At 56.9% G+C, this 650-nt stretch carries 1 pseudogene; it reads left to right on the top strand.

Annotation, left to right across the window (positions count from 1 at the left end):
• Window positions 1-650, top strand: a pseudogene (locus JK231_RS25380) (acetyl-CoA carboxylase biotin carboxylase subunit); the annotation flags it as partial.

Raw genomic sequence — 650 nt, 5'->3', positions numbered from 1 at the left:
ATGCAGCGTCGTCACCAGAAAGTGGTCGAAGAAGCACCAGCGCCGGGCATCACGCCGGAACTGCGTCGCTTTATCGGCGAGCGCTGTGCCAAAGCCTGTATCGATATCGGCTACCGCGGTGCGGGTACCTTCGAGTTCCTGTACGAAAACGGTGAGTTCTACTTCATCGAGATGAACACCCGTATTCAGGTGGAGCATCCGGTGACCGAGATGATCACCGGCGTGGATCTGATCAAAGAGCAGCTGCGTATTGCTGCCGGTCAGCCGCTGTCGATCAAACAGGAAGACGTGATTGTTCGCGGTCATGCGGTAGAGTGCCGTATCAACGCCGAGGATCCAAATACCTTCCTGCCGAGCCCGGGCAAGATCACCCGTTTCCACGCGCCAGGCGGTTTTGGCGTGCGCTGGGAATCGCACATCTATGCCGGCTACAGCGTGCCGCCGTACTACGATTCCATGATCGGCAAGCTGATCACCTACGGTGACACCCGTGAAGTGGCCATCGCGCGCATGAAAAATGCGCTGGCGGAACTGATCATCGACGGCATCAAGACCAACGTCGAGCTGCAGATGAAAATCATGTCCGACGAACATTTCCAGCAGGGTGGCACCAACATCCACTATCTGGAGAAAAAACTCGGCCTGCACGA

The sequence above is a fragment of the Pantoea sp. JGM49 genome, from assembly GCF_018257655.1.
Taxonomy (GTDB): domain Bacteria; phylum Pseudomonadota; class Gammaproteobacteria; order Enterobacterales; family Enterobacteriaceae; genus Pantoea; species Pantoea communis.
This window is presented reverse-complemented; position numbering and strand designations above follow the sequence as displayed.